The sequence below is a fragment of the Brunnivagina elsteri CCALA 953 genome (assembly GCF_002289455.1).
GTDB classification, from domain to species: domain Bacteria; phylum Cyanobacteriota; class Cyanobacteriia; order Cyanobacteriales; family Nostocaceae; genus Brunnivagina; species Brunnivagina elsteri.
This window is the reverse complement of the sequence record NZ_NTFS01000298.1, coordinates 1-8,381: the sequence shown is the minus strand read 5'-3', so window position 1 is coordinate 8,381 and position 8,381 is coordinate 1. Positions and strand designations below refer to the sequence as shown.

The 8,381-nt window shown below is 39.6% G+C and carries 5 protein-coding genes, 1 pseudogene and 1 CRISPR repeat array; of the genes and pseudogenes, 4 read left to right on the top strand and 2 right to left on the bottom strand.

Features of this window, described 5'->3' with window-relative positions:
• Positions 1-382 precede the first annotated feature (382 nt).
• A complete protein-coding gene (locus CK510_RS21765) occupies positions 383-574 on the bottom strand; it encodes a plasmid partition protein ParG (protein WP_095723685.1) in 192 nt (63 codons plus the stop codon).
• Positions 575-1,057: 483 nt separating this feature from the next.
• Between CK510_RS21765 and CK510_RS21755 the strand changes: the two genes are divergently transcribed.
• From CK510_RS21755 to CK510_RS21745, 3 genes and pseudogenes are all read left to right on the top strand, one after another.
• A complete protein-coding gene (locus CK510_RS21755; RefSeq protein WP_095723684.1) occupies positions 1,058-2,287 on the top strand; it encodes an Alr2735 family protein in 1,230 nt (409 codons plus the stop codon).
• 54 nt (positions 2,288-2,341) lie between these two features.
• A complete protein-coding gene (locus CK510_RS21750) occupies positions 2,342-3,214 on the top strand; it encodes a DNA cytosine methyltransferase (RefSeq protein WP_245912287.1) in 873 nt (290 codons plus the stop codon).
• 61 nt (positions 3,215-3,275) lie between these two features.
• Positions 3,276-3,692, top strand: a pseudogene (locus CK510_RS21745) (DNA cytosine methyltransferase); the annotation flags it as partial.
• A gap of 76 nt (positions 3,693-3,768) precedes the next feature.
• On the opposite strand, the gene CK510_RS21740 reads toward CK510_RS21745, so the two are convergent.
• A complete protein-coding gene (locus tag CK510_RS21740) occupies positions 3,769-5,616 on the bottom strand; it encodes a CHAT domain-containing protein (RefSeq protein WP_245912284.1) in 1,848 nt (615 codons plus the stop codon).
• Between CK510_RS21740 and cas1 the strand changes: the two genes are divergently transcribed.
• Positions 5,570-7,342: a CRISPR-associated endonuclease Cas1 gene (gene cas1 / locus CK510_RS21735; RefSeq protein ID WP_245912281.1), complete on the top strand. Its 1,773-nt coding sequence runs from the start codon at positions 5,570-5,572 to the stop codon at positions 7,340-7,342. The two genes, CK510_RS21740 and cas1, sit on opposite strands and share 47 nt — an antisense overlap.
• Positions 7,343-7,546: 204 nt before the next feature.
• Positions 7,547-8,294: a CRISPR direct-repeat array (repeat unit 35 nt; unit sequence CTTTAGGCTTCTTTTGAAGTCGAATTAATGGAAAC).
• Positions 8,295-8,381 lie beyond the last annotated feature (87 nt).

Here is an 8,381-nt window from a genome sequence, read left to right as displayed (position 1 = left end):
TAGGAAAAAGCCGAATTTTAGTCTTGAGTCTATAAGTCCAATGCCAATTCCATTCTTCCTCTTGACATAGGAGTCTAACTGTATAAATAAACAATTTCCAAATCCTCGATGCTAGGGCAAGCCAAGGCTTAAACCCCCGACAATTCGGGATACTTGTTTCGGGACAGACGAACTTTCGGTAGTACAAGAATTGTATTACCGTACCAAACGCCAGGGCAGTAGTAGTAAACAATACTAATTTCACGAATTATTACTTACATTCTCGTGCGATCGTGCTTTACCCGAAGAGTCGCTTTATCGAACATGAGGAAGAGATGGAAGCGTAGTTTAAATAATCATGCTTACAAACTACGACTAGCCATTCATCTTCGTCTCATTTCGGCTATCCCTTTGTTTTACCTGAAGAAGATTCATTATCTTCGGTTTCGATCCAAGAGAGGATTAGTTCTTTTGCTTTTTGGCTCATGGAGGTTTTGCTACGAGCGCAAGCGACCTTAAATTGCGTTCTTTCGTCGTCAGTCAAAAAAACTACGAGTTTCACGGTTTTTTCTTCTGCTTCTTTGAAGTTAGACACATTTCACCCATTACGATACTTACCTCAATTATGTCATTGAGATAAATATCAACATATACGTAATAAAGGTGACTATGCTCCACCACTTATTGAAGCTCAGGCTTTCCTGGAAACAGTTCTCCTGAATGGGTTAACTGAACAGCAAAAAGTACGAGCAGTTTCCCACAGCGAATTCCATAAAACCTGCATCAAAACCCTTACTCAAGTTCTCCATGTTGGTACTCGTTCAGCCCAAAAGTGGGGGCAAGATATGTCATTTCGCAAAATGCCGCGTATCCACAAACACACCTTGGCTTATGCCTTGGCTGCCATTTCCCAAACAACTTCCTCTATCGCATGGAAAAAAGCTGCCTGAACCTCTTACAAAAGTTGTTGGAGATAGTATCTCCCCAACAAAGGTAGCGCTATTTTGGTTGGTCGAATTAGAAAAATTGGTCTTTTGCACAGACCAAGAATCATATAAAAAAGTACCCAGAATCTACCATGACTGTACTAACTATTGCAACAGAAAGTTACGAAAAACAGCATCAAATAAACTCCAACCCCACGGTGCATATCGAGCAAAGCACCTTGGAGTATTTGCACACTGCTTTCCTGCTCTACGAATACAAGCAAACCCACAGCAAACGCGAATATCGGGCACTGCTGGAGGAATATGGATGGGATAAGGGGAATGTAGAAGAAAAGCGATCGCTCAAAATTGCCGAGAATTTCCAAGCATTTACTAGTCGTCCAGAACACTTGGCTGTTTTACCAGTATCAGTACTTATCCGGTTATGCTCTCCAAATTACAAAGTCCTAATTGAAGAATTACAGGATTATTCCAAATTAGACTGCACTGAAGTTTTGGAGTTAATCGAAGAAAGACGAGCATTTCTCAAATCTCAGAACAAAGATAAGAAAGAGGGAAATTGGCGAGCTACAGCCGATGGTAGTAGATATTACACCTTTGGCAAGATTCACGAAAATGACCATCAAACAGGAGTACTTACCGAGAAGCTCATTCTTCAGATGGGATTGTCACCACAGCGAATTGTCAGAATGGCGATATCTGATTTATATGAGAAACAGCAAACTGAAATCACCCAAGATGAAATTGATGATTTTGTTGCAGCAAAGCCTGCGGAAGAAAATTTGACAAGCGATTTGGGAGTTGTAGCCAAGAAAATTAACTGGGAATCTAAACAAGAAGAATTTGAAACCCTGTGGCAAAGGGATGCAGAAGAATCAGAAGAATCAGAAGAATCAGAAGAATATACTTGCTCTGAATATCTTGAAGAATCTCAAGAGCCAGATATTGACTGCCGAGAGGGTGATTTTGAAGAAGTGAGAGATGCACAACCAGAAATCTTAGTCAAAAATCAAACACCAGTTAAAGATGCAGAAATTCTGGCAGAAATATTACGGACAGCTTCAGATTATGAGGAAGTGCGTAGAGGATTGTATCAATATCAACTCGTCAAGGAAGAAGCTTGGAAATTGCTCTCAGACTCGGAAAAAAACTCTGTATGTCAGATGCTGCCAGAGCCAATTAAAAAACTAAATCATGCTAGATACGAAGGGTTGATTGTTAACTTTTACGAGATGGAATCGGGGGGAGTATACAAAATCTTTACTGCGGAGTGTCCATTGATTGAAAGAACTATCAGCATCCATAGTTTGGATAAGTTGTTAGAAGATTTGAGAGCGAGGCAGAATTGCGAATGTAATTAGCGCAGAGGCTTGTGCAAAAAGTTATCATTAATTTTAGCGGTATCCAATTTCAACATGAAATCAACAGCAACAAAGAAAAAGATAGCTGTAAGTCTATTTTCTGGAGCGGGTGGATTTGATTTGGGGTTAAAAGCAGCAGGCTTGGAAATTGCGATCGCAATTGATAACAATCCTATTGCCTTGGCTACATATCAACAGAATTTCTCCAATGCGACGGTATTGTGCAAAGACATTCGGGAGGTAACGGGGGAAGAAATACGCGCCTATATTCACGCAAAGTATCCAGATTGGGATGGGGAGATTCATGTAGTTTTTGGTGGTCCTCCCTGTCAAGGATTCAGCGTTGCTGGACAACAAAACGTTGAAGATGAAAGAAATGGGTTAGTGGGGGAGTTTGTTCGGCTGGTGCTGGAACTCAATCCTCTAGCGGCAATCATGGAGAATGTGCCGGGAATTGAGAATCAAAAATTTGGTTGCATTACTGCTAATTTACAAGCGATGTTGGAAGAGCATTATTTTTTATCCAAGTGGAACCTGAACGCATCAAATTATGGGGTTCCCCAAGCTAGAAAAAGGGTGTTTTTTGTGGCTTCTAAGTTTGGTGAGATTGTTCCATCGCAACAGTTACCACAGCATAATGTTCGGGATGCAATAATTGACTTATTACCACTTCCCCTACTTCCTAAACAAAACACTCAAGTTGTGTCACCCGATTGGGAAAAGGGTGAATATGCCAAGTATCTTGAGGAAATATTTCCTAACCCAGGTGTAAAGCTGGAAGTCCTGAACACGTTAATGCTGTTATGCAAGTCCAGAGAAGGGTTCAACTTGACTCTCTGGTTTCGACTATTGATTCTCTTAGACAAAATTGGGTGGATTTATACGATAGTCTCGAAAAGAAGAAGTAAAAAGTGTTCTCGTAGATAAAACGATAACACTTTTTTCCTTATTTTACCCCTATTTTCCTTAACCGAGCAGTATTGCAATTCATCCTTCTGAACCACGAGTTATTTCCGTTAGGGAAGCTGCGAGATTACACAGTTACCCTGACTGGTTTAATTTCAGTGAGGGAATACTTCATGCTCATCGGGAAATAGGTAATTCGGTGCCTCCATTGCTGGCATCTGCTGTAGGGATGCAAGTTAAAGAGCATTTGGAATCTCATGTTGATACGATTTTAAGAGAGTCGTTACGCGATCGCGCTCCGCGCAGCGTCAGAGGCGATCGCAAAGCGCCACCATCTATGACAAATCGTTTCTTATGGGTATGCTTGCACCGTCGCTCAAAAGCTGGCTGGCAGAATCATCACAATAATTTATTTGTTTTTGTCCAAAGCCCAATACCCTTGTTATGGGAGCTAAATAAAATCAGATTTGGCTTGTCACCACCCATCTCTAAGTTTTAGCGGAAAATGGGGTGTTCTCCTCTCTTTACCTCTTCGTTCACTAGGATTTTGATGATGTTGCTTCGTCGTTAGTATTTTATTTAGTAATTTCCCCCTGACAGATCCACCCACCCCAGTAAAATGGATGCTCTAGAGGTTTGTAGGTTTCATTTCCATCTATTTGGGTTGGTAATTCTCTGACTCTCAAAAGTTCTTTAATAATCTCAACTCCCAAATCAGATTTTCTCAATTCTTCTACCGTAATATTACGGATGTAATTTTGAGCATTTTGTAATGCCTCAACAGCAGCTACACCATTTTGATAATGCTCAAAAAACTGCTCCATCAACAATGCAGTTGCTCTACCTGGTACTTCCCACAAACTCATAATTAATATTTTGGTTCCCGCTGTTGCAAATGCACGACGCAATCCAAATACACCCTCACCAATTTTAATATCACCCCTAGCTGTATCACAGGCTGATAATACGGTGAGTTCGTTTGCTCGCAAATCCAAACCTGCGATATCTTGAGCAAAAATAAAGCCGTTTCCTGCTTGTTTTGGTAGGTTTCCACCTAGAAGTGCTGTGTTTGCACCTGCAAATGCGATCGCAGAACGCATCATCGGATTACTTTGTCGGGAGTCGGGTATAAATAAACCGTGGGTAGCAATCAACATGATGCTGGGACATTTGCTATTGGTTAAGCAGGTGGAAAGTGCTTTTGCTCCTGTATATAAACGAGCATTTTTCAGCTTTTTAGCTACACTTGCACCAAGTAATCTTGTACCATGAGCAGGGGGTAGAATTTTAATATCAAGGGTATCGAGTAATTCTTGTTTTGTTGGGTTTTGCGAGTTTGGTAAATTATTGTTTGCGATCGCTAAGTCAAAGTCTGGATCGGCGATTATGATGGGTGTATCCCCAATTGTTGTTGGTTGATGTTGAGAATGGATAATATCTCGTCCAACTCCCAAATATGACACCGTGTATTTGTCCATGAGGAAAGAGCGATCGCTTGGACAAACTGGTAATATTTGTAACGGCACTAAATTCAAATTACCATCTGGTGCAAATATGATTTGGTGGCAGTCTGGGAATAAATCAAGGATTGGCGATAAAATTATTTGACTGAGTTCAACTGCTGCGGCTGGATTATATTGTTTGATTTGCAACTGCGGTGTAGTCTTTACCTTTGCCCATCCTAATGTTTGTTCACCACCGTCGGATGCTTCCAAGCGGAATAAGTTAATTAAATTATCAATAGTGTCTGCTTCCCCTAAATCTACCATCTGTACTGCATCTGCTTGTCCAGCAGGCAAAATAAAAGCTAGATAATGGGGAGATTGCCATTGGGTTTCCCCGTTTGCTTGGATAGCTTGAAAATCAAAGACATCGAAAAGGACAAATTCGATTAAAACTGATTTACTTGGTAATGCAGATGCGACTGCGTGACGGTTGGGAATTTGTGTAGATAATTGGATTTCTGGTACTTGGGATGCAATTTGTTTTTGGAGGTTATCGTATTGCGATCGCAGTTGAGTCAGATTACTTTGATAATTGGCAATGTTTTTAGTTTGATTGGCAAAAGAGGTTAAGCGTACCAGTTGGGTATTCAATTCGCTGAGTTGGCGAAATTTTCCTGTAAGCTGAGGATAGCGATCGCTATAAAAAGCCTGATTTTGAGCAGCGAGGGATGCAGCAGTTAAACCTTTGCGTTTGAGGATGAAATCAAATGCTTGTTGGGTTGCTGTTTCGGAATTTGGGAAGTATTGATAGATGAGAGATAGAAATAAATCGAAATTGCCTCTAATTTTATCGATAAAGGCTAAACGGTCATTTTCAGAACTAAAGGCAAAGACGTTACTAATTAATTTATCGTGGATTGCGCTGGCTTGGATGCGATATGATAAAGCGTCATCAGGACGTTTGGTTGCAGCATACAAAGTTGCTAAGTTATTTAGTCCTGGACGGAATATCCAACAAGCTGTACAGCATTTGTATCGGTACTACCAATATCAACCTAAATGGATTATTAAGGCTGATATTGTCGAATTTTTTGACAATATCTGTTTAGCTTTGTTATTGAATGCATTGGAGAAATTACGACTTGAACCTAATATATTGCAGTTAATCGAGCAGCAAATCAAGTCGGGAATTATCATCAACGGACAATATCAAAATGCTGGGAAGGGGTTATTACAAGGTGGTACTCTTTCGGGTGCTTTGGCTAATTTATACTTAACTGATTTTGACCAGAAATGTCTGAATCAGGGAATTAATTTAGTGAGGTATGGTGATGATTTTGTCATTGCTTGTAGTAATTTTGCGGAAGCTAACCGGGTTCTCGACAAAATTACTGGATGGTTGGGAGGGGTTTATTTAACTCTAAAAGCGGAGAAAACAGATATTTTTAGTCCTGATGATGAGTTTACTTTTTTGGGTTATCGATTTGCAAAGGGTAAGGTTTTTGCACCACCTCCACCAGAACCTGTGCAACAAGGGGAATGGGTAATTAATGATTCCGGTACACCTTATTTTCGCCGCAAACCCAAACCAGAAAAGCCCGTTTCTCGTCCCCCTAAAGCTTGCAGCATCGATAAACCTGTTAATTTTCCACGAGCAGCAATTTCACATTACTGGCAGGATTTTATGAGTACATTATACGTTACCGACCAAGGTGCTTATTTAAGTGTGAAAAATCAGCAATTTCAGGTGTTTTATCAAGGGGAATTGAAGATAAAAATACCAGTAGTGCGTGTGAGTAATATTGTTTTATTTGGTTGTTGTAATACGTCTCATGGTGCAGTGAGCATGGCTTTGAAGCGACGTATTCCCATCATGTATTTGTCGCAGAAGGGGAGATATTTTGGTCGTTTACAAACAGAAGGTGATGCCAAGGTCGAATATTTGATGCGGCAGGTTGAGTGCTGTCAAAATTCAGAGTTTACTAGGAAGCAAGCTGAAGCGATTGTTTGGGCTAAATTGCATAATTCTCGAAATTTATTAATGAGATTAAATCGTCGTCGAGATTCTCAAGAAGTGGATAAAGATTTTATGCAAAAATCTGTCAATGATTTGGATATTTTGATGGATAAGATGTTTTTTGCAGAAAGTATGGATGCATTACGGGGTTATGAGGGAAAAGCAGCAACTATTTACTTTCAAGCGTTGGGAAGATTATTTACTGGAGAATTTAAATTTGAAAAGCGCACTAAACGACCACCAACTGACCCAATTAATAGTATGTTGAGTTTAGGATATACTTTATTAAGCCAAAATGTTTTTTCCTTTGTTCAAACAATCGGATTGCATACTCATTTTGGGAATTTACACGTTCCCCGTGATAATCATCCAGCCCTTGTTTCTGATTTAATGGAAGAGTGGAGAGCGCAATTAGTTGATTCTTTAGTCGCTTATTTGGTAAATTCTCAGATTTTCACAATTGATGATTTTACCCTACCTGACGAACGTGGAGGAGTATATTTCCAAACTCACGCACTGAAAAAGTTTCTCAAGCATTGGGAGGAAAAATTGCAATCTGAGCTAACCCATCCTCATACTGAACAAAAGGTAGCCTACCGTCGTGCTATTGAACTACAGGTTAGAGAATATTTAGCTTGTTTGATGGGTGAGGTGAAGGTGTATCGTCCGGTAATTTGGAAAATGTAACGAAATGTAAATTTGCGGGGGGTAGGTAATGTCTAGAACTCCTATTCTATCGTTGACCCCCGCAAATTGCTTTCTGGGCAAGGGTTTGAAGCGGTTACAAGTGTAGATTCTTGATAAGAAATATCAATTATTTGAGAAAAATCTTGACCCCCGCAAAAGTAGGGGTGTAAGATGCTCTCAGGGTAAGGGTTTTATTAACCTAGCCTTTAGGCTTCTTTTGAAGTCGAATTAATGGAAACTCTGAATTTCCATTTTTAATCTCAGCAGCCACCGCACCTTTAGGCTTCTTTTGAAGTCGAATTAATGGAAACAGCGATTGCAGATAGGTCAAGAGCGAATACACGTTCTTCTTTAGGCTTCTTTTGAAGTCGAATTAATGGAAACTGATTTTGTTCTTGCGTAATTCTTTCTTGTAACATCTTTAGGCTTCTTTTGAAGTCGAATTAATGGAAACAATAGAAGCTGATGGTTTTGAACAATTTGAGCAATACTTTAGGCTTCTTTTGAAGTCGAATTAATGGAAACAATATTCTCCACCATCTGCACGTACAACTGAAACTGCTTTAGGCTTCTTTTGAAGTCGAATTAATGGAAACTTTTCACTTAGTCTCCTTATGATAGCACTATTGTCTTCTTTAGGCTTCTTTTGAAGTCGAATTAATGGAAACTAACTCCTTCGCTCTTCATCTGAGCAGCACGAACAGTCTTTAGGCTTCTTTTGAAGTCGAATTAATGGAAACGCTTTCTGCCCCAATACCATGAGGACTAACACTTCTTTAGGCTTCTTTTGAAGTCGAATTAATGGAAACAAAGAAAGTCCGGGTGCAGTCACACAAAGTATACTGCACTTTAGGCTTCTTTTGAAGTCGAATTAATGGAAACCACATCTATTGAAGTTATTGCATCAAAAATGTCTACTTTAGGCTTCTTTTGAAGTCGAATTAATGGAAACATAGATTAATAACCCTGATTTTTTAATGTCGGGGTTATTTTCGTTTACCAGATATTTATGTTTGAAAAATATAGTAAATATGAGAAT

Coding starts and splice junctions, on each gene's coding strand:
- CK510_RS21755 (WP_095723684.1), top strand. CDS start 1,058: ATGACTGTACTAACTATTGCAACAGAAAGTTACGAAAAACAGCATCAA.
- CK510_RS21750 (WP_245912287.1), top strand. CDS start 2,342: ATGAAATCAACAGCAACAAAGAAAAAGATAGCTGTAAGTCTATTTTCT.
- cas1 (WP_245912281.1), top strand. CDS start 5,570: ATGCGATATGATAAAGCGTCATCAGGACGTTTGGTTGCAGCATACAAA.